The sequence below is a fragment of the Ruegeria sp. CJ3 genome, from assembly GCF_056536725.1.
Genome location: NZ_JBQFQE010000010.1, coordinates 1 through 20485, shown reverse-complemented (window position 1 = coordinate 20485; position 20485 = coordinate 1). Strand labels below are relative to the sequence as shown.

Below are 20485 nucleotides of genomic sequence, written 5' to 3'. Positions count from 1 at the left end.
GAGCACATACAACATGCACTCAATGCGGCGCTTGTAGGTCACACCGGCATACAAGAGAACCGCATTCTACCGCCTAGCACCGCTTTTGCTCGATTGCATAGAGATGGACAGTGCAGTTGGGTAAGTCCGGTGGAGCAGGAAACCTCACTCGACTCTACAAAGGCAACCGAAACCCGACGATCCGGGCCACCCCCATGAGTGGCGCACGAGAGACATTCGCCGCTCATCACATCGCTGCGGTCGCAGTTCGATTTACGCCATTCACGGCACCCGCAAAGCTGGGTCCAATATGGATCGTTCAGTTCGAAAACACGAATTGCCCTTCGACGGCGCTCGAATACGTGATCGAGTCGATTAGTCTATTGTCACTGTCTCGCAGTTCGATCGTATCCCCGGTATTCGTCATCGCCATGCGCTGGCCGTCACGCCTTATCGTAATCGAACTGTCAGGAGCAATCGTACCACTCAGTTCCCAATGGGAACCTCCACGGTCGACCAGCCGCCACCCGTCTAACGAAACCTCCGACGAACCTTCATTGGTGATTTCCGCCAGCTCGTTCTGGTTTTCGTTTCCTGCCGGGTTGGGAAGAATGCTCGTCAAATTGATTGTCTGGGTTGAGGCCCCGGCACCGTCCGACAGATCAAAAAACGCGACTATCGGATAGTGGTCACTGACGAAATCTGCTGAGCCGATCACTTCTCGCATGTCATGATCAACAGAGACGCTATCCAACTTCGCGTGCAGGTTTGGCGACACAAGTATGTGGTCAATCGATGTTAGCTCATGTGGGCGATCGACAATGCCGTCTTCGTCTTGATCCCAGAAAGCGGTATATCGCAGACCTTTCGGAATATCTCCGCTCAAGTTGATCAGATTGTCAGAGCTGTCATTCTGCTGCATCTTTTTCAGAATTGGCAAAACGGAACTGATCGGAGTGCTGTCAATGTGGTCGCGAAACCCGGTTTCGCCATCGTAGTCATTGAAGTCGCCAAGCACTACCGCCTCGCAGTCCGCGCATCGATGGGCTCTCACAATCTGCCTCGTCGCATCAGCTTGAGCCTGACGGTCCCATCGACGCGATCTGTCATCAGGGCGGGATAGATAATGTACACCAACGATCAACAGCTTTAGGTCGCCGACATCAATACGCGCTCTGTACTGTTTGGTCAGCCGCTTTCGAGTATTGCCGCTCTCACCGAATTGATCGTCGAAGTGGATTTGACCGTCGACCGGATCAATCTTTGTCAGAAGCGCCACATCCTGCCCAGTAAACGTGTCACCGCCTTGCGCAAAGAACACGTTGTAACCGCGCCCGTCCAAAAACTCTGAGTTAAGGTGGGCAACTGCGGCTTCGTTTTCGACCTCGACAAGATTGATGATGTCTGGATTGTGTCGCGCGATTACTTCCGCGATTGCCTCCATATGTTCGTCGGCCTCTGTTGGCGAGTTTTTCCAGGGGATCGCCGCGTCGATTTGGCTCGACCCATCTTCCGGCGCACGCCCGTCCCACATGAAGTAAGTATTGATGGTCATTACCACCAGCCGATCTTTGTCAATCCGTCTGTCGTCAGCATTTGCGATTGTTGTCAGTGTGAAGAAGAGTGCGAAAGCGATTCTAAAGATCATGCTGGTTCCCGGAAATAGCTACTTGAAATGCAGGCAGGCTAACGCCGCACGTAACACCAGAGCAAGAAAAAATCGCATTGCATTTCGCGGCCACTTCAAGCTATCGGCAATCGGCCATTCACTAACAAAAACAATCTCATGCGCTCCCGTTTCTGGTTACCAAGTTGGTTTTTGATATTAAATCAAATACCTTAACACAAAAGAGATCGCCCCAATTGTAATACTCCAAACGAGCATAGTTCGTATCGCCTCCCTAACACCTTGGCCGAGCGAACGGCGTGGCGTATGCGCGAAAGTTATATCAGTGTCATAGTCGGTAACCCTGCCCGTCCCACCGCAGGACATACAGCCCTTTCTCAAAAGGCCAAAACAGGAGCATGTAGGACATGTTTTCTTCATATCACACTGTCACTCACTGTCTCAAAGTCGCAGAAGCCGGCTTGTCCCTCGGCTCAAGTCCTGAATAGTCACTATCCGAGGTTCGGAAGCAGCCTATTGCTTAATCGGGTTGTATCACAATAGTTGAAACCTCCAGGGACACACATGCAAAATACGTGCCCCCTGGATGCGCTGATGCCTTTCACAGCGCACTATTGTTTGTCGAAATTCTGAGATCGATCGCCGGGTGTTTCTGATAAACATTCAAGCCGTGGTAGTCCCCGCCCGAGATCAAACACTGTGTTACCGAGAATGCGATGCAATTGATAGCGATTGCGCGTGTAGCCCGGACATTCCAAAGACCAGAGCAGAAAGGTAGAGGTTGTTTTCGGCATATTGCGCTAGACAGTCAGCGTTTTCACACAGCCGCGGCTCAATCCGGACCTCGTTGCTGTTCACACAGCGGCCCAAAGCAGACCTCCACCACCTGGTCGAGATGCTGCGGCGCGGCCCGTTGAACCGGCCATTCGCTGCAAACGCAAAATCTCGAAGTTTGCGAAATCACAGGATGCGGGACGAAGCAGCCTTTGAAGGGCCGGAGATAAATGTCAGCTCTGAGGGAAACCGCAATCAAGGTTCTTCGAAGCTGACAGATTAGACCTGTTGCAACTTCTCGCTCGCTGACTTGTTATATAGATCAAACAACTCAGGGTCTAAGGCAACATGGGAACTGAACTAAAGAGCATTGCTCAAGAGGACCGGAATAGGTTGGAGCACATGTTCCAGTTCTACCTATACGACATGTCCGAATTTGCCGGTTGGCCGATCTCCACAAACGGTATGTACGCCTACCCAGACGACTTGCTTGCTCAATACTGGGAAAATGCAGACCACCACCCATACTTTATTTTAACAGACGACGAAGTCGCAGGTTTTTGCCTTGTCAGACCCTCTCCAATCGATCATCGCATTTGGGATGTTGGGCAGTTTTTCGTTCTCAGAAAATTCCGGGGCAAAGGTGTAGGACGCCTAGCATTTTCTCTGTCACTTCGAGGACGTAGCGGACAGTGGCAGGTGCGGGTCTTACCGGAAAACTTGTCGGCATATCAGTTTTGGAGGACTGCTATCGGCAGGCTCACTGATGGCGCGTTCTCTGAGATTGAGAAAGAGTACAGCGGCCAAACTATGACGTATTTTTCATTTTACTACGAAGAGTGAAAAGTCTTTGGACAATAGCTTTGAAGCGCGAACCGATCAGCAAAACAGCCGTTCATGCAACTTGCGGCATCGGTCACTCTGGGCTCTATGCAGACCTCGGAGAAGACGCAGCATGGGCTCCTGCCTCGTTCTCCACGACACATCCACGGCCCGAAGCAGACCTTGAACAGAAAACTGAAATGCCGCGTTAGCAGCCCGTTTTGCCGACACTCGCTGCGGGTGCACAGTTTTGATACAGTTCTTATAGTTACCTGGGGCGGTCTGGCTCGTTGGGGTTGCGTGTAATCAAGTTTTCTATTTCGCTCATCACTTCAACCGGCAAGGCACCAAAGGTCAGTGCTCCTGAAATGCCCTCCATGTGTTCTTCTGTCCGAGCGCCCGGAATCGGTACGTATGTTTCTGATTGGCCCCATATCCACCCGAGAGCCCCTTGAACAAGCGTTCGACCATTGGTGGTCAGCAAATCCCGAACCGCTTCGAGCTTTTGCATGAAATCAGGGTTTACCCTTCCATCCGAATAGTACTCCATCCAGCTTTCACCTGATGCGCGCACGTCGTCCGGTGCCATGACACTGTTCTGATCGTACTTGCCCGAGAGCAACCCCATCGCAAGAGGTGAGCGGATAAGGGATAATAGCCCCTCCTCTCGGACAATCTGTTGCATGCGGGGCGCGTCGAAAAAGACGTTCAACACGTATTCCACCGCCTCAAAACCATCTCGGGTTGAGGCCGCCCGGGCATTTTGTGAATGGTCGGTGCTTCAACCATAGGCGCGCAACTTGCCGGCCTCTTTCACCCGGTCCAACTCGTCAAACACCGCCATGGCCTGAGCAATGGGCATATCGTTCACATGCAACAGCAAGAGATCGATCCGATCCCGTTCCAGCCGCGACAGGCACCCATCTACAGCAAGGCCAACCTGATCCGGGGTGAAAGGGTCAAACGAAATCTGCTTGCTTGCCTCATCGATCCCAACCCCGATCTTTGTGACAATCAGGGCGTCGGGCCGGTGCATTAGCGCTTTGCCCAACAAACGTTCCGAATGCCCCGCGCCATAGGCGGCAGCGGTGTCAAACAATGTGATCCCACCATCCAATGCGGCGTGGATCGTACGAATCGAGGTTTCGTCGTCTGATCGGGTATAACCCAGAGACTGTTCGCCCCAATACATCTTGCCGCCGATCGGCCAGCATCCCATGCCAAGGGGTGAGATTTCGGATTCGAGAAAGTTCATCTTTGGACCCCGTGACTGATCCTTCAGAAAAAACGCCATCAAAGTCTTTTCATCAACAACACAGAATGTAAGCTTTATTTCATGAATGAAAGCAACTTTGACTGGGACAACCTGCGGCTTTTCCTTGCGGTCGCCAGAGCAGGCGGGCTTGGGCCAGCGGCCGAACAGACCGGCAAGAGCGCACCCACCCTGGATCGACGCATGATCGAGCTTGAGCGTAACCTGGGAACTGAGCTGTTTCACCGCAAACCGCGAGGGTATGACCTGACCGAAGACGGGCAAACGCTGTTGAAAAAGGTAGAAAGCATCGAGGCGCGCGTCATACCTGTCACAGACAGCAGCCTTGCCAGCGCACCACCTTTGGTCAAAATCTCGGCCGGGACGTGGGTAACACGGGTTTTGATCAGCGCGGTCGGAAGGCTTACCGGATCAATGCCGGTTCGGCTGCGCTTCATCTCGTCAGAAGAGGTGTTGAAGATCGGACACCGGGAGGCCGCGATCGGCATTCGAAACCACCGACCAGAAGAGATCAACCTGGCGGGTCGCAAGATCGGGCGCGTTCGGTTTGCGGTCTACGCCACGGATGAAAGCGTTTTGACCTGGGCTCGGGTCATGTCCAATACACCTTCGGCAAAATGGCTGAGGGCGCATTCGCAAAAGGACGACGCCATCGAAGTGACTGCGCCGAAAAATGCGCTGGAGCTTGCAAATGCAGGGCTGGCCCGGGCGGTTCTGCCCACCTTCATCGGAAACACGCAGCCGGGTCTGAAACCAGTCTCACCCCTGATTGATGATCTGGAACATGATCAGTGGTTGGTCACACATCATGAAGACCGATTTCTTCCAGAGGTGCGGCATGTCATTGACCGCACCCATGCCGTGATGTCGGAAGCTTGTGAAAACGGGTGAACAGAGGCTGCAGATGCCTATTCACCCAACCGTTCCATCAACCTCGCATATGCTGTCTGGCCGCGCCGAAAGGTCGGCAGACGAAAGAACTCGTCCGGGGCATGTTGGTTTTCATCCTCATGTCCGAACGCAAACATGACCGCATGTAAACCCAGTTCGTCCAGCAAGGTCGACATCACAGGGATCGAGCCTCCAACGCGGGTTTTGTACGCGGGTTTGCCATAAACCTCTTCGAGGACCTGTCCCGCGATCGCGGTTGCGTTGTGTCCGGCCGGTACGAGGAAAGGGTCCGCACGACCGGGATTGCGAGATACCTGTGCCGTCACACCAGGCGGGCAGTGAGCTTCGACATGGGCCGAGATCAAGTCAAAGACCTTTTCGGGGTTCTGATTGGCAACCAGGCGGCACGTGATCTTGGCCGAAGCAACTGCGGGCAAAACGGTCTTTGTGCCTTCCCCCTGCCAACCGCTGGTCAGCCCGTTGACCTCAAGGGTTGGACGTGCCCACAGGTTTTCACGCGTTGTGTATCCCGGTTCACCCAGCGTCGCTGGGGCACCTGTCTGCGCCAGATAGGCCGCCTCATCCCAGGGCACCCGTGCAATTGCCGCGCGGTCTTCATCCGTCAACGCGACGACATCGTCGTAGAAGCCATCCACCGTGATCCGACCATCGGTCGATTTCATACTGGCCAGCAACTGGGCCAGTGCCATCGCCGGGTTTGCAACACCGCCGCCGTGCATACCAGAGTGCAAGTCCGATTTCGCACCTTGAACCGAGATCTCAAGCGAAGTGAGCCCTTTCAGCCCCAGAACCAGTTGCGGCGTCTCGGTGTCCCACTGACTGCCATCGGCCGAGAAGATCATATCAGCCTGAAGCCGGTCGAGATTTGCCTCGATAAAGGGCGGCAGGTCGGGGGACCCGATCTCTTCCTGGCCTTCAAAGAAAAACCGCACATTGACAGGCAATTTCCCGGTCTCCGCCAGCAAAGCCTCGGCGGCCAGGATCGGGATAAACATGGCACCCTTGTCGTCGGTTGCCCCACGCCCGTAAATCCGATCCCCGCGGATCGTCGGCTCGAACGGAGGCGAGGACCATAGCTCAAAAGGTTCAGCCGGTTGCACGTCAAAATGACCGTAGATCAGAATGGTAGGCGCATCCGGTCCAGCATGCAGCCAATCGGCACAGACCACCGGATGTCCTGCCGTCTCCATCATCTGAACGTTTTCCATGCCCGCCGCGACCAACCGGTCAACGACCCACTGCCCGGCCTTTCGAACATCGCCCGCGTTTTCGGGTTTGGCTGACACCGATGGGATACGAATGAAGTCGCACAGCTCTTCGACAAAGCGCGATTGGTGTGTGTCGAGATATTCGGTCCAGCTCATTCCATGTCCTCTCTGATGCTGGCGCTTAACTTACGAAACTGGACGTTGCCCGCAAGTTCTGAGGAGGGCAACCTAATACTCGTAACAGCCCGACATGGTCGATGATACTAGCCGGCCCTTTCCTGCCGTTGGTCACGGAGTTCCGTCGCCGCGGTGCAACCCTTCGAAGCAGCCGTTCGCTGCGCTTGGTATTTCGAGCAGTCATGAACTCCCAGTTCGTCGGACAAACTGAGCTTTCGCAGAACGACATCATTGATCGAAGCCAACCCTTTCGACCTGTTCGTAAGGGCTGCTTTAGTTGCAATAGTGTTGACGCACTAGAGCGTTTCAAGCACTGATTGCGGCTATAGTTTAGATTGCAATTTTGACTTGGTTGAGCATGCCAACTTACCTCCAGGGCCTCGCGGTCCAGTTCTACCGGGGCATCGGTTCCGAAACTCAATACATTGCGCCGTTCTCGGGGGTAAATTTCTTTGTTGGGCCGAATAATGCAGGGAAGTCGATTGTCCTTAATCTGATTAAGGACCGGTTGCCAACGATTGATGATGTCGAACTGGAACAAGATTCCAGTGAAGCTTCACAATCGTGGGAAGATCAATTTTTGGGTAATGAGCGCGGAGAGTTCAGGGTGGCCATTGGCTTGACACCCGCGGCTATCGCTGAACCCTATTATAGGTCCCTTGGTCAAAAGTTGGACTTACGATCAGTAGAAGAACGAGCAATGCTGGAAAGGCTATGTGAACCACTCAAGAGAAATGGCTGCATTTGGATAAAGCAAGCTGAAACAAAGTCGAGATGGGCTCATTTTGAATCATTCGACAGAGCTGAGGTTGCAGAAACTTGGAGTCTTTCGGAATGGCAAGACATGAAGCGTCTGCGTCTTCCGGAGATAGACAATATGGTTGTTCACCGAGGGCAAGATGCTGTCGCGAATTACGTTTATGCTGTTCCAAAACTACTAGACAGTCTTGTGCGACTACAGAGTGAGTTTGCAACAGATCGTTTTCTAATTCCAGCGAAGCGAATTATTGGAAATGATGACAATGCAACCGGTGATCTATCGGGGCAATCATTGGTCGTCGAACTCGCCAGACTAAAAAATCCAGACTTTAGGCACTATGAAGAGGAAATGGGGCTTTTTGATCGGATAGAGAGATTCCTTCAGGCCGTAATCGACAAACCAGGGGCAAGGCTAACCGTTCCGGATCACAAACGATATCTACAAGTGCAGATTGATGGCAAGACATTGCCACTTTCATCCTTTGGGACAGGAATCCACGAAGTCATTCTCATCGCAGCCTTCTGCACAATCCACCAAAACGTCATTATGTGCATTGAAGAACCCGAGATCCATCTTCATCCCTTGTTGCAGCGTAAGCTGATTAGATACCTGCAAGAGAAAACAGAAAATCAGTATTTCATTGCGACGCACTCGGCGGCTTTCATTGATACGCCGGGCGCATCTGTCTTTCGTGTGCATAATGATGGGGTGCAGAGCTATGTGACGCCAGCGATACTGAGAGGCGAGAAGCACCAGATCTGCGACGATCTCGGCTGTCATGCATCTGACATTCTGCAAGCCAATGCCGTGATTTGGGTCGAAGGGCCATCTGATCGAATTTACATCCGCCATTGGTTGAAGGCCGAAAGTCCTGACCTGGTTGAGGGCGTTCACTACACAATCATGTTTTATGGCGGTGGACTGATTAGCCATCTGAGTGCAGATGACACTGCACTAGACGGTTTCATTAGGTTGCGTGACCTAAACAGGAATATTGCAGTCGTGATTGATAGCGATAGAGATAGCTCAGGTGCGCGCCCAAAACCCGCAGCGCACCGATTGAAGGAGGAAATGTCCAAGGACGGGGGCATTGTCTGGATTACGAAGGGTCGCGAAATTGAGAATTACGTGCCCCATGACCGGCTGCAAGAGAGTCTGAAGGCGCTTCATCCAAAAGTCTACGGTGCACCTTTGGCTGGTGGCGCCTGGGATCATGCTTTCTATTTTGAGCGCAAGAATGCAAAGGCTGGCTCCGACAACGTTTACAAAGATGCAGACAAAGTTGGAGTGGCGACCAGAATTTGTGGTGATGGCAGCGACGTCGACTTTGATGTTCTTGATCTAAAAGAGCGTGTCTCCGAATTGGCTCAAATGATCATGAAGGCTAATGGTCTATCGCCGAGAGGCTGAAGAGTTCTCAAGCAATGCGGACAATAACTGGCGGTTGTCGACGTTTTTTGCAACGCTTCGTCGTGTAGACCTGCGGCTTATTGCCATTTTCATTGCAAAAGGAATGATGAGTTGGTGCGCAATCTGATGTACAGCGTTCACACTGTCGTGGTCGCTCTATGACGGTTGCGTCAGGTTCGTGTGACGCCCACTATCATTTGCTGCAATAGGTACAGACCTTTTACGCTCTTGCAGCCAACTTGCCCCCAGAGGTATTTCCTCTCAGACAAAAACACTTTGCTTGTTCTCGAGTAATCCGTACAGCCACCTGCGGCATAGATGCGACGCCTCGAATTTCGCGGATGGTTTGCAAACCAACTGGTTCCAAGGTTTGAATGTTATTGAGACCGAGCGCAACGCCCTGTTCGCATCCACAGAAGTAAGCATCGAATTCAGGGCTACTGATCTGGGTTCTGCCTGAGTACTTCTTCCAGAGGTTTTGAGGTGAGTCTCTGTCCACAGATTCCAAAGTAGCGACCCCGACAACAGCCCCTACTGGTAGGGTCGAGTAAATCCACAGCTTTGAACCAAGAGGAAGATCGATAAAACGCCGCCTCAATTCAATCGTCTTCATCCCGGATAGAATACTCGCCGCAAATCCAGGCTTGATTGAGATCATCGCGTGATCATTCGCTTGCATACTTCCATCCCTCCGTAAGAATGGATTGTCCAACGGCGGTTGCTATACGCGTGGCGGATACAAAGTTTTGTCCCGAATGCGCACCGAGAGCCTTCAAGCGCGACAACCCTACAGGCGACGGCAATCTGAGCAAATTTGAAAACCTCACCAGTGTTACCTCACTAGTGGACGACATCTCCTCAACGCTATCAAGAACTGTTTGAGATAGATTTTGCTTTGTGACCTTTTCCTTATCCAGAAGCGTCACACTCTTAACGCTAGCCGCCGCGACTACTGCCGCTCGTCCACCTGTTCTGCCAGACTCATAGAACAACACCAGTTGTCCAACATGATACGAGCTACGCTTACGACCGCTGCAAACATAGATTTTTTCAGACTTCGTGGCCCCACCGAACTGATCTAAAAAGCTCATTTGATTTGTTGTGCCGAGTAACTGGTCAGCAAACGACTTGCCAATTGGTTGAATGATGACACTACGTTGATTTACAACAAAAAGAGCGGGAGACGCAAAGGATTCCAGATCATCAAACTCGGAACGCTCATTCTCATATAATAGATCCACTCCTTCAAAGCTTGCTGGCATTAGTTGATCGCAGGCTTCCCCGCTGATTATCAAGCGAAGCTTGTTTTGAATGGCCTCGTGTGACTGAGGTGTTACGGGACAGCCCAACATGAGCTTTTCAAACACATGCTTGCTTTCAGCAGGTCGAAAGCCTTGCTCTAAAGCAATGCGGGAAACTACCGTTTGACCTTGAACCGTTGAAACTCGCACAAGCTGCGGCCCAATAGCCGCAACTTCACCAATGATCTTTGCCAATAGCGCATCAACAGCATGTGTTGCTGCACCTTTGCTTTGATCGCATAGAAGTAGAATTTCCGTCGGCTCACCAAAAATCTGCGATTGCCTGAGACATAAACATCCCAGAACTTCACCATCTAGCCCCTTTGTAAGATTGACGGCCGTTGTTGCCAATCGGCTATCCTGTTCAAAGTCAGCGAGCAATGCCCCTGCACTACAGGCCGCTACGATAGGCTTGATTTGCTCAATTGTTCCGCCAGTGATTGTGAATCCATCAGCGTTGGTTTGTGTCAGATCGACATCCAAGCCGTATGAACCAAGAGCGTCGTCAAATTCATCAAGCGCGGCGATGTCCAACCCGAATTTTGCTCGAATTTCGCTCCTCGCATTGAGCATCGGTCCGTCGCTGGTAATAAATGCACTTGCGTTTCCCTTGATAGACTCAGCCACATGACGGCTATCGCTCATAGCCTGCACTGACGCAGCTTGCCTCGATCCCTTTTGAACAAAAACAAGATGATGCACTTCATTAGTCAGGGCGCTCAACCCTGCTGCGTCATCCAAGTGCAGCATAGGTAACGCCGAAGCAAGTTCATAAATCGGGTCGGCTCCCTGCTTCGGCTTAGATCGAGCCAATTCACGTTGGAATTCCGATGTTACGGCGACATTGATGCGCCCAGCTAACGCTGCACCGAAGACTCGATATGCTCGTTGGTACCGATCGCGCCCGTGTTTAATCAAATCGAAGAGAACATTGATATCCAGCACCCATATACGATCTTTGGCGGGCAGCACTGATGATTTTGGTGCCTGAGCCGCGCCTTCCAATGCATCAAATAAGGTTGGTACCGCCAGAGTCCGTTCTCGAACAATAATGCGCCTCTTTCGAGCCTTCCCACCTTCGACTATAGTCGCAACCTCAAACCCATTCCGCGCATAGAAAGCTTGCGCTGGATGCAGGTCCTCGGCGGGCCTAGCGCTTACGGACATGAAGCCTTCCCGTTCAAGCTTTTCAATAACTGCATCCAGCAGTAACTGCGCAACACCAACACGCTTGAAGTCGGGGTGAACTGCAATGGCCTGTATTTTGCTCGTCGGGAAGACGCCGCTGTAGATCAAGAAACCAACAACTTTTCCCTCTCCATGCTTAAAGGCTGCAAGTAGACGGTTTCTTTCTATAGCACTGGTGATGCTGGCCTTTGCCCAAAACCCAATTTCGTTTTTATAAAGATCGGCATTCTCTACAAGCTGCTCCAGTGCTCTGATCAGCCGTCGCTTATCATCTACAACTTCAAACATTCTCTATTGTGACCTCCTGACAACCGAATCTTCAAATATCTTGCAAATCGCAGTTTGTTGGTTGCGGACGTTGGGGGCTTATAACAGCTCACTGGGGCTCCCAATTGATATGATGCAAAATTTCTTCGTTCTGCCGGATTGTCACCTCGCTTTGATCCAGGTTCAAATAAGGTGCGAACTGAAGCCAAAATGGCCTGTATGGACGAAAAAAATTATCGAAGACTAGGTTCAGAAATGAGGAAACAGGCATGGGGCCCCTGAGCGGTAGCCGACAGTCTCCTGATCCAATGGTTAAGTGCGATATTGGGTGCGGATCCTTTACTTCCTCACTTACATTTCGCGCGCAGTCAAACCGAAATGCGCCTCGGCTGCTAAATACATCTTTTCCTTCCAATTCAATACTATCCCTTAACCAGTCAGCAAGAGAGAAGTGATCCGGTCTTTGCGAGACTATTGAAGCGTCGAACGGGCAAGGTATGAATAGATACCGATGATCAATTAGCGTTCGACCTTCAAAGGAGCACTCCATGTAAAGGATCGATCCATCTTGGAAAACGGCTGAATAGGTATCCCCGTCGAGTATGGCGATGTACTCTGATGGAGTGATACCACCATTTGTGATCATTCCGATCCTGTTTTGTGGACGAACTACCATTGTCGAGCCAAGCTCATGGACTTTGTGAGTCTGCACGCCCAAAAAGATACCAGACGCCAGACCCTCTACAAGAAACCGGTCTAGGATGCCGACAATAGCTGATGGCTTCATTCTTCGTGGCCACCACTCAAGTCGGCAAGTTCCTGTCTCAAATCTAGCGGTAGTTGCTTCCAGCCGCCACTTTCTTTCGCCTTCCTAAGTGCCTCCCGCAAGTCGTCAAATTCTTCCACGACACCTTCATCATAGAGCGAGTCTGTTGACACAGCCAATTGGGAAGCCACTTCGCGAGTGGGGTAGTGGAAGTTTAAACTAAACCCATCATCCCTAATTTTTGCGAGCTCCGTGCCGAGTTGATCCATTCCATCACCGACGCCAAGAATGTAGGTCCAAGCACGAGACCGCGTCATGGCCGTGAAAAGGATGTTTCTCCGTTGTTTGATGCCATAGGGGTTCTCGCAGAACTCCGAGTTCAGTATGAAAACGACAGGTGCTTCGTTGCCTTTTGCTCGGTAGATATGTGTTATTGCGATAGAATTCTCCCTGAAGATTTCATCTCTCGAGGAGGTTTGACCGGGAATGTGGCCATTTATTCCCTCTCGTAGCAACGTTTTGAGAATTTTTGCGCCGTCAGACTTACTTCGCCGGACATTGGGAAGTACTATTAGCACGTCGCTATGCTCCAATTCATCGGTCGAAATTAGCGTCTTAATGGTTTCGACAACCCAATCGTATTGTGCTTGGCTATTCTCAAACTTCCAACCAACTAACGTCTCTTCGGGATTCAAAAGTTCTGGGAAGAAACTCGGGATACTGTCAGGTGTCCTCTCTATTTCTACGTCTTGATCAAAGTTGATCTGGTTCTTTGTAGAGGTGTAACCCAAACGTTCCCAAATCGAGGGGTCGGTAAACATTTGCGCCATGGGATCACGATGTACCCCAAACCCCATTCCATGTGCTGAAAGCAGTGTCCACGGAGGATTTCGGTAGCATCGTGGAAGCACAATGTCCTCCAGCGGCTGATCAGGGTTGTTTTTGAGTACCACCTTTGGTGAACCGTCGGCCTTCAGGCCAAAGAGGTCCTTTGCGGAGGGCAGTTGAACGTCACTCAAGTTTTGCAAGTCATCGTATGCCCATACAATTCTTTTAGGTTTCTTTACCATACGATACGCAAGTTGAAAGAAACTGCTGGGAAGGTCTTGGGCTTCATCAACCAGCATCATGTCATACATTTCTAGTTCATCGTCTACGGTGCCATTCAAAGCCTCATCGCACGCACCTTTGAATGCATCTTCGTAGCCGAATAACCGCGCTGCCGTACCAAAATCCCTATAAACGGAATTGGTTCGGGCGGCGTATTCCTTGTACACACCTGTTCTATCGGCCGCGCCCCAAGCATGCATAATATGTAATTTTTCCCAGTCCGGCTCTTCACTGATTTGCGCATAAACGAAGCGGGTGATCAGTGATTCAAACTGCTGGTAAAGCGACCGAGTATTGAAAGTTACAACAATATCCCAGTCTGGACGTTTGACGTGCAGATATGCGGCCTTCAGGGCGAGAACTACTGTTTTCCCAGATCCAGCCAAGCCTCGGATGCGCTGAGGACCATTTACGTATTCGATTGAGCCTCGTTTCTGCCAGAGATCAAGATTTGCAACTTTCTTTTCAATTTCTCTGATGATCGCACCCTTTGAGTTGGGTAGCGTAACTTTGGCCCTTTTTTTCTTAGGTTTGAGGTTGGAAATCCTTTGGATTGCAGCGTTCAGGTGCTCTATTTTAGCGTCATCAGGCCAAAGACTTTCATCAAGTATTTCAAGTTCAGATAAGCGCTCCAATCCGACGATTTGATTTTCGTCATCTTGTTCAAATGTTCCAGCAATCGGATGGATCGTAACTGTCGAAATTTCTATGAGTAGATTGCGGCCTCTTCGAAGTTCCGAAAAGGAATTCAATCGATTGTATAGGGCAACGTACAGCCGTTCCTGTCTAGTCTTGGTTTCTTCGTCGAGGCCAGTGTCGTTGTTGGCGCCAAGAGAGTACAGGTCGAAGACAATAACGCCGCGGTTCCGCGATACTAAGACGGCGTCAAACTCTATCTTTTCGTCGTCAACTGTTAGTACTGGGTAGCCTATGTACAAGGTGCCGCGCAGATTGGCTGCTCGTGCAGCTTGTACGAAGTTGGAAACAGCTTCCTGATCTTTGTATTCCCCGAAAATGACATCAAGTTCGTTGTCAATGTCGCTAACTATGTCGTGCATTTTTTGTCCTTTAGTGGAGAACGACCAGAGCTGGAAAATGTCCACTCAAGTGATTTGACTAGTAACATACGCACTTCTTGGAAGAACTCGACCCCGAAGTTAATCGCCTGACATCAGGTCGCAACCCGATCAAACTCGATGCCATACCTTCGCTGCTGCGGCGAATGCCTGGATTGACGGTCGCACCGCATCGGAAGGTGACCCGAACCAACGGCAGCAATTAAGCCGCGAGCGCCATATCCAATCGGGCGGACGCATTAGAGCGACTTGTTTGAGCTCACCTAATCCGCTTGCCACCAGCCCTTTTCGTCCCTTACCAAAACGAGTTTCTACAAGAGCGCTTTGTAAGCTTCTGTATGTACTGAATACGCGTCGCTGACCTTGATGGCTGGTGCAGAGTCGGGATGGAGCAACTTCCCCTGTGAATGGCCGCTTTTATCTTTCCTTACGGGAGGCTCTCGCAGATGCAGCGAACTACCGGTTTCCGCCCTACTTACAAAAACACCCAGATATTCCCCTAGCTTGAATGTCAGAAAAAAGTATTATATTTTCTGACAAGGAGAAAGCTATGATCACCTCATCGATTAGACAACGCATCATCGGAAAAGGCCGGGGCGCAATCTTTGCGCCAACCGACTTTCTGGATATTGGCTCCCGCGCAAGCGTGGATCAGGCATTGTCGCGTTTGGCGGATCAAGGGATGGTCCGACGGTTAACGCGTGGGCTTTATGACTATCCGAGAAAGAGCGCCCGATTAGGGCTGTTGTCTCCGTCAGCCGATGACATAGCCAAAGCGATTGCACGCAAAAACAACCAGGTTCTACAGCCCTCCCCTGCCATGGCAGCCAACCAGTTGGGGCTGTCGACCCAAGTGCCGTCCAAGCCGACTTATATGACCAACGGCCCGACCCGCACCAAGACAATTGGTCGACAAGTCATCCAGTTTCGAAATGCATCATCCAAAACGCTAGTTGGTGCAGGCCAGAAAACCGGCGCCGTATTTCAGGCGTTACGCTATGTTGGCAAAAACCGGGTGGATAGCCGTGTTGTCGACACGCTAGCCCGCAATCTGGATATTAAGGACCGCGCCTTGCTCGCAACACAAAGTAGATATGTACCGGCCTGGATGCACCCGGTAGTGCGGCAAATCGTGGCGCGGAACTGATCGTGGACCAGTTTGCCAACGATACTCCAAAGAACCGTGAGGAGGCTTTTCAGGAATCGGCCGCACAGCTTGGTTTGTCCAAAGCAATCGTCGAGAAGGATTTCTGGGTCTGTTGGTCACTGAAACATCTATTCGCCCTGCCCTCTTTTGGCGCTCACATGATCTTCAAGGGCGGGACATCGCTATCCAAGGCCTATGACATCATCCATCGGTTCTCAGAAGACGTGGATCTGTCTCTCGACCGGGCGCAGCTCGGGTTTGAGGGCGAACGTGACCCCGAGCACCCTGCCCTTTCCGGCAAAAAACAAAAGCAACTGCTGCAGGAACTTCAGGATACGGCCACTAGGGTAGTCTCAGGTCCGCTGTTGAAAGAAACCGAGGTCAAGTTTGACGCCGCGCTGGATCAGCATTTTTCCCTGTCAGTCGATCCAAATGATGCCCAAACCTTGCTTTTCGCCTATCCATCGGAGACCAGTGCGGCCAGCGGCTACATCCAACCGGTGGTACGGTTCGAATTTGGCGCCCGTGGGGTTCACCTACCAGCCGAGTCTCGCAGGATATCGCCTTATGTGCATCAGGCCTTTCCAGACCTGTTGGGGGCGGGCGACGTTGATGTGAAGGTCTTGGGTGTTGAACGCACATTCTGGGAAAAAGCCACGATCCTGCATATGCTCTATCATCAAGACATCACCAAACCTCTGGCCGACCGTATGTCGCGCCACTACTACGACATGGCTCAGTTGATCACGCACGAGTCCCGTTCTCGCGCTATCGAACAGATCGACTTGCTGGATCAGGTTGCACACCATAAGTCCGTCTTCTTCAAAGCGGCTTGGGCTAACTACGAGAATGCCAGGCCTGGATCTCTAAGATTGCTACCAAACCCTGAGCTGAAAGCAGCGCTGCGCCGGGACTATGTGGGGATGCAAGAAATGATCATCGGGGATACCCCCTTGTTCGATGACATCCTGAAAACCATTGGGGTGTTAGAGGCCAAACTCAACGGTTGAAATCAGCAATTTTGGTGGTCTCAAGGCACAGCACGCGAGCTTCAAAACTGGATTGTTAGCCGAGCAGACACACTTTATGAATTCGCCCAAACTCGAGCTGGATCGCTCCAAGCAAAGGTTTCAAATGGTGAGACTGAATATATTGCGCGATGAACTTGCTGGGTGCGCGCAAGGTGATCGTTTGATCTTGCGCTTCAACAAATTTGAGTTCGCGATACCAGCTTTCAAACAATAATGCTTCAGATTCTGATAGGCGCCGAAGCGCCCTGCCCCACGGGTCCTGAAGGTCTTGTCCTTCATGTTCAACAGCTGCTGGTCTTTCTTGGCCAAACTGAACATGAACAACCTTTTCGGTTGATTTTGGGCTTTGTGTCTCCATGCGCGATACAAAATCAGAACCAACATTTTGCCAAACCGGTTCGCTCAGGCGATAAATTTCTGCGTAGTTGAGCCGATACGCTGCAACGCGGCCTCTAACCCCAGGCCTAAGCTGGAGAAGAATATTAGAATCCGCCAATCGCTTAATCTCTCGCTTGACGGTTCGTTCGTCCACGGACCAGAGGCGGGCCATTTCTTTTTGCCCGACCGTCAGCTCATCAGTGCGCCAGTTGTATCGGGCCGTTATCAACGCAATGAGCCGCATCATCGAACATTGAAAGCCGGGTGTGCCATTTAATCCTGCAACAGAGATTGCAGTCAAAAGATCGTACTTCTGAGAACCGGCCTGATATCCTGTAAATCGTTTTATTTCCATTTTGATACTGCCACCGTGCCTCGAGCGGATCGGTTTCGCTGACCGATTCTATCAATTGGGTTCAGTGTGATGAAATCCCGTAGTTTGTCAACGGGCTTTGAAAAACAGGATGGCCGCCTATTTCTTCAAATTCAAAAGAAAATTCGGTTAATAGGTTATGGGTGACACTCTGCTGTCACCCTATTGGGGGTCGAGTGTCACCATATATCTGGTAATTGATCGCTGCCTGTCACCAAAACATAGCTTCGCTTTCGAAATACCTCCCGTTTTTACAAAGTCGGAGGCGAAAAAGCGGAAATTCCATTCTTTACGTTTTGCAGTTTTCGGAAATCGCGTTATTAGAAGGTATTCGTGATATAACAAGAGCAGCACCATGCGTGACCACACCGACCTTCAAGCTATGAACGAACGAAGCCTGGCTCAACAGGCTGCCGTCCGCCGCGCTACTTTCTCGCCCGCTGACGAGAAAGTGCTTCGACCATTCTCGATCTGGGAAATTAGCCAGTTCATGTTTGATGTCCCGGCGGACACCTTGAGAAAGAAATTGGCAGAAGACCCGTCTCTTCCGCAAGGGGCGACTGAAGATGATGGGCGGCAAAGATGGTTTTCTCTGGCTGAGATAAATGAGTTGAGACGGCGCCTGAGATTTAGAGGTAAAAGCCTTCTGCCTCGAAGGCCGGCAGGCCGGGCTATGAGAGTAGCGGTTTCGAACTTTAAGGGTGGTGTCGGCAAAACTGTCGTTGCCCAGCACTTGGCGAATGCGGCCGCGCTTGATGGTTACCGTGTTCTGGTGGTGGATTTCGACCCCCAGGCGACACTCACGCATTCAATGGGTCTGGCTGAAGTTAGAGAGTGGAATACTGTCTGGGGCATTATGTGCCGCGATCTCTGCCGTGAGGCGAACCGGATCGCGGACGAATATGATGATCCCGCAGATTGCCCCTACCCTACTGCGGACGAATTGCCTGAAGATGTTCAGTCGATTGGCGCGCAACGTGTACAAGACTTCATTCAAAGAACTTCATGGTCGACCATCGACATCATCCCGAGCTGTGCGAACGCGGCCTTCGTTGAATTTGCGTCCGCTCAGTACAGGTCCATTCATAAGGCGTGGAGTTTTTTTGGATGCGTAGCAAGATATCTCGATGAGTTGCCTGACGACCAATATGATTTGATTGTTTTCGATTGCCCGCCGGCAATTGGATACCAGTCTTTGAATGCGGCCTTTGCTGCTGACATCCTCTATATTCCGTCTGGTCCTGGCTATTGGGAGTATGACAGTACAACGAGTTATCTTGGTCAGCTTGGCGATGCCTTGGAAGACATAACCAGCGGGTTCGAACGTATTGCAAAGGATGCCGGTATTACTCTTCCTAAACGGTTCGATGATATACGCGTTCTCATGACTCGCTTCGAGGCTAGCAACTCTTTGCATGTCGCGATGATGGACGCTTTTAAAAATGTCTTCGAAGCTGACGTCTGTCAAAATCCTATCGAAATGACGCGTGCCGTCGAGCAGTCAGGCAGATTCCAGATGTCTGTTTACGAGCAAGACTACAGACAGATGACTCGAGACACATGGAAGCGGGCGCGTCAGTCCTTTGATAGTGCATACAGCGAATTTAAGGATGTTGTCCTACGGGCCTGGGATGCACGTACTAAAGTTGAGGAGCGGGTAGAATGAGCGGTAATAAGTTTGGCTTCACTCCGATTGATGAAGATGACCTCAAGAAAACACGCCGCCGCGAAGTGGGTCCGATGGGGGCTGCGGTGCGCGAGACAGCAAACAGCTTAAATGAAAGCACTGAGAACCGTGTCGAACAGCGACGGCAAAATGCCTCCGATGCCAAGGAGTATCGTAGAGCTCGTGACGAAGGGCGAGTCTTGGTTGCGGTAGGCATCAATGAAATCCATACGACAGATCTGCCAAGAGATCGCTTGGATCTCTCGGCCGTCGCAAGTTCCGATGAGATGGATGAACTCAAGGCTTCAATTCAGGAACGTGGCCAGAAGGAGCCCATAGAACTTTACAAAGATTCAGATGGTCGCTTCCAGCTCAAAAAAGGTTGGAGACGGGTAACTGCTCTTAAGCAGCTTTATGAAGAGACCGGTGATGAACGGTTTGCCAGTGTTACAGCGCGAGTTGCCGAATCCCAGAGCGATCGCATCGACCTCTACATTGACATGGTTGAGGAGAACGTTGTTCGGGAGGACCTGACTTTTGCTGAGATGGCGCAAGTCGCAATTCTTGCTTCCAAAGATTCAGAGTTGGGGGCAGGGGATGCAGAAGCTTTGGTCGGAAGGCTGTACTCATCTTTGCACAAGATGAAACGCTCTTACATTCGCAGCTTTGTTTATCTGCTCAATGAACTTGAGGGTGCGTTGCTGTTTCCAAAGAGTGTCTCCAGAAACCTTGGCGTTGAGGTTGCGCGTAAACTTCGAGCGTCATCGGGTTCAGCTGCTGGGCTAAGAGATGTGTTGGTGCGCGCATCCACAGCCGGTGAGCAAAATGAGGCGCTGGATGCCTTCTTGGCAGATACTGATGCTGAACCGGGTGGTGACAAGCGACCTGAGAAAGCCGAAAGCGTGAAGTATGAGTTCCACGTGGGAGGCTCAAAAGTCACTGCGCGAAAAGGAGAGTGCAGGATATTGTCTGGTCAGGACTTTAGTTCGATTGACCGGTCGAAGCTCCAGAGAGCGGTTGAAGCTTTCGAAGCTGTTTTGAACGAGTAGTAACCCGCGGGTTACCCATGCTCAGATTTCTTGATTTCAAAGGCGGTAACCCATGGGTTACCGCCTTCTTCGTTTAGCGCCAGTTCACCCCAACAAATCCGCTGCCGGGTTTTCCGCGATATCGACGTCGTCATAATACTTCTGTGCCTGTGCGAGAGAGCGATGCAAGGATAGGCGCATGGCGGCCTGAA

14 protein-coding genes and 1 pseudogene are annotated in these 20485 nt (G+C 51.3%); 7 read left to right on the top strand and 8 right to left on the bottom strand.

All coding sequences use genetic code 11. The features are described 5' to 3' along the window. Positions 1 to 298: 298 nt before the first annotated feature. Positions 299 to 1627 (bottom strand): endonuclease/exonuclease/phosphatase family protein, encoded by a 1329-nt coding sequence (locus ACR0J1_RS16175; RefSeq protein WP_480733637.1) that lies wholly within the window; start codon positions 1625 to 1627, stop codon positions 299 to 301. A 1155-nt stretch (positions 1628 to 2782) separates the two neighbouring features. On the opposite strand from ACR0J1_RS16175, the gene ACR0J1_RS16170 reads away from it, so the two are divergent. Next, the gene (locus ACR0J1_RS16170) at positions 2783 to 3223 is read left to right on the top strand and encodes a GNAT family N-acetyltransferase (RefSeq protein WP_480733638.1); all 441 of its coding nucleotides are present in this window, start codon (positions 2783 to 2785) and stop codon (positions 3221 to 3223) included. A 247-nt stretch (positions 3224 to 3470) separates the two neighbouring features. Here ACR0J1_RS16170 and ACR0J1_RS16165 read toward each other — a convergent pair. Then, a pseudogene (locus ACR0J1_RS16165) lies at positions 3471 to 4421 on the bottom strand (aldo/keto reductase). A 117-nt stretch (positions 4422 to 4538) separates the two neighbouring features. On the opposite strand from ACR0J1_RS16165, the gene ACR0J1_RS16160 reads away from it, so the two are divergent. Continuing rightward, complete coding sequence (locus ACR0J1_RS16160; RefSeq protein ID WP_480733639.1) at positions 4539 to 5366, top strand: LysR family transcriptional regulator; 828 nt, start codon at positions 4539 to 4541, stop codon at positions 5364 to 5366. A 17-nt stretch (positions 5367 to 5383) separates the two neighbouring features. Here the strand turns inward: ACR0J1_RS16160 and ACR0J1_RS16155 are convergent, their stop codons facing one another. Continuing rightward, the gene (locus ACR0J1_RS16155) at positions 5384 to 6751 is read right to left on the bottom strand and encodes a dipeptidase (RefSeq protein ID WP_480733640.1); all 1368 of its coding nucleotides are present in this window, start codon (positions 6749 to 6751) and stop codon (positions 5384 to 5386) included. A 379-nt stretch (positions 6752 to 7130) separates the two neighbouring features. Here ACR0J1_RS16155 and ACR0J1_RS16150 point away from each other — a divergent pair, with 379 nt between their 5' ends. Then, entirely contained in the window at positions 7131 to 8942 is a 1812-nt protein-coding gene (locus tag ACR0J1_RS16150; protein WP_480733641.1) for an AAA family ATPase, read from the top strand. A 220-nt stretch (positions 8943 to 9162) separates the two neighbouring features. On the opposite strand, the gene ACR0J1_RS16145 is transcribed toward ACR0J1_RS16150, so the two are convergent. The 4 genes from ACR0J1_RS16145 to ACR0J1_RS16130 form a co-directional block, all read right to left on the bottom strand. Beyond that, complete coding sequence (locus tag ACR0J1_RS16145) at positions 9163 to 9621, bottom strand: ASCH domain-containing protein (protein WP_480733642.1); 459 nt, start codon at positions 9619 to 9621, stop codon at positions 9163 to 9165. Next, positions 9608 to 11719 (bottom strand): GNAT family N-acetyltransferase, encoded by a 2112-nt coding sequence (locus ACR0J1_RS16140; protein ID WP_480733643.1) that lies wholly within the window; start codon positions 11717 to 11719, stop codon positions 9608 to 9610. Before ACR0J1_RS16140 ends, ACR0J1_RS16145 begins: the two co-directional genes overlap by 14 nt. Positions 11720 to 11807: 88 nt before the next feature. Further along, positions 11808 to 12344: a DUF2290 domain-containing protein gene (locus ACR0J1_RS16135; RefSeq protein ID WP_480734554.1), complete on the bottom strand. Its 537-nt coding sequence runs from the start codon at positions 12342 to 12344 to the stop codon at positions 11808 to 11810. A 137-nt stretch (positions 12345 to 12481) separates the two neighbouring features. Next, the gene (locus ACR0J1_RS16130) at positions 12482 to 14632 is read right to left on the bottom strand and encodes a DEAD/DEAH box helicase (protein WP_480733645.1); all 2151 of its coding nucleotides are present in this window, start codon (positions 14630 to 14632) and stop codon (positions 12482 to 12484) included. Between the two features lie 568 nt (positions 14633 to 15200). Here ACR0J1_RS16130 and ACR0J1_RS16125 point away from each other — a divergent pair. Together ACR0J1_RS16125 and ACR0J1_RS16120 are read left to right on the top strand one after the other, a co-directional pair. Next, positions 15201 to 15797 carry a DUF6088 family protein gene (locus ACR0J1_RS16125; protein WP_480733646.1) on the top strand — a complete coding sequence of 199 codons (597 nt, stop codon included), beginning with the start codon at positions 15201 to 15203 and terminating at the stop codon, positions 15795 to 15797. A gap of 2 nt (positions 15798 to 15799) precedes the next feature. Then, a complete protein-coding gene (locus ACR0J1_RS16120; RefSeq protein WP_480733647.1) occupies positions 15800 to 16807 on the top strand; it encodes a nucleotidyl transferase AbiEii/AbiGii toxin family protein in 1008 nt (335 codons plus the stop codon). Between the two features lie 55 nt (positions 16808 to 16862). Here ACR0J1_RS16120 and ACR0J1_RS16115 read toward each other — a convergent pair whose 3' ends face one another. Further along, entirely contained in the window at positions 16863 to 17561 is a 699-nt protein-coding gene (locus tag ACR0J1_RS16115; protein WP_480733648.1) for a DnaA N-terminal domain-containing protein, read from the bottom strand. Between the two features lie 373 nt (positions 17562 to 17934). Between ACR0J1_RS16115 and ACR0J1_RS16110 the strand changes: the two genes are divergently transcribed. Both ACR0J1_RS16110 and ACR0J1_RS16105 read left to right on the top strand, forming a co-directional pair. Then, positions 17935 to 19245, top strand: a complete 1311-nt coding sequence (locus ACR0J1_RS16110) for an AAA family ATPase (RefSeq protein ID WP_480733650.1) — start codon at positions 17935 to 17937, stop codon at positions 19243 to 19245. Then, positions 19242 to 20294, top strand: coding sequence for a ParB N-terminal domain-containing protein (locus ACR0J1_RS16105; RefSeq protein WP_480733651.1), 1053 nt, complete (start codon positions 19242 to 19244; stop codon positions 20292 to 20294). Before ACR0J1_RS16110 ends, ACR0J1_RS16105 begins: the two co-directional genes overlap by 4 nt. Positions 20295 to 20485 lie beyond the last annotated feature (191 nt).

Excerpts from the sequence above, each read along its gene's own strand:
- ACR0J1_RS16115 (WP_480733648.1), bottom strand. The coding sequence starts at position 17,561 with ATGGAAATAAAACGATTTACAGGATATCAGGCCGGTTCTCAGAAGTAC.
- ACR0J1_RS16155 (WP_480733640.1), bottom strand. The coding sequence starts at position 6,751 with ATGAGCTGGACCGAATATCTCGACACACACCAATCGCGCTTTGTCGAA.
- ACR0J1_RS16140 (WP_480733643.1), bottom strand. The coding sequence starts at position 11,719 with ATGTTTGAAGTTGTAGATGATAAGCGACGGCTGATCAGAGCACTGGAG.
- ACR0J1_RS16145 (WP_480733642.1), bottom strand. The coding sequence starts at position 9,621 with ATGCAAGCGAATGATCACGCGATGATCTCAATCAAGCCTGGATTTGCG.
- ACR0J1_RS16135 (WP_480734554.1), bottom strand. The coding sequence starts at position 12,344 with ATGATCACAAATGGTGGTATCACTCCATCAGAGTACATCGCCATACTC.
- ACR0J1_RS16175 (WP_480733637.1), bottom strand. The coding sequence starts at position 1,627 with ATGATCTTTAGAATCGCTTTCGCACTCTTCTTCACACTGACAACAATC.
- ACR0J1_RS16125 (WP_480733646.1), top strand. The coding sequence starts at position 15,201 with ATGATCACCTCATCGATTAGACAACGCATCATCGGAAAAGGCCGGGGC.
- ACR0J1_RS16105 (WP_480733651.1), top strand. The coding sequence starts at position 19,242 with ATGAGCGGTAATAAGTTTGGCTTCACTCCGATTGATGAAGATGACCTC.
- ACR0J1_RS16150 (WP_480733641.1), top strand. The coding sequence starts at position 7,131 with ATGCCAACTTACCTCCAGGGCCTCGCGGTCCAGTTCTACCGGGGCATC.
- ACR0J1_RS16170 (WP_480733638.1), top strand. The coding sequence starts at position 2,783 with ATGTTCCAGTTCTACCTATACGACATGTCCGAATTTGCCGGTTGGCCG.
- ACR0J1_RS16130 (WP_480733645.1), bottom strand. The coding sequence starts at position 14,632 with ATGCACGACATAGTTAGCGACATTGACAACGAACTTGATGTCATTTTC.
- ACR0J1_RS16110 (WP_480733650.1), top strand. The coding sequence starts at position 17,935 with ATGCGTGACCACACCGACCTTCAAGCTATGAACGAACGAAGCCTGGCT.
- ACR0J1_RS16160 (WP_480733639.1), top strand. The coding sequence starts at position 4,539 with ATGAATGAAAGCAACTTTGACTGGGACAACCTGCGGCTTTTCCTTGCG.